The following is a 233-nucleotide window of genomic DNA, read 5'->3' on the forward strand; positions in this document are numbered from 1 at the left end:
TCGTCCACATATCGCGGTCACTCAGCCGCTGCTCAATAACGTCACCAACGCCGAACTGGCGGCCAGCCAGGGCGCCGACCTGCTGCTGTTGAACCTGTTCGACGTCGATCGTCCACATATCGCGGTCACTCAGCCGCTGCTCAATAACGTCACCAACGCCGAACTGGCGGCCAGCCAGGGCGCCGACCTGCTGCTGTTGAACCTGTTCGACGTCGATCGTCCACATATCGCGG

1 pseudogene is annotated in these 233 nt (G+C 61.8%); it reads left to right on the forward strand.

The annotated features are described in order from the left end of the window. Window positions 1–233 (forward strand): annotated as a pseudogene (locus H7A77_RS25690) (hypothetical protein); the annotation flags it as partial.

It is taken from the genome of Serratia sp. ME47 (genome assembly GCF_903970925.1).
Lineage (GTDB): Bacteria > Pseudomonadota > Gammaproteobacteria > Enterobacterales > Enterobacteriaceae > Serratia > Serratia ureilytica.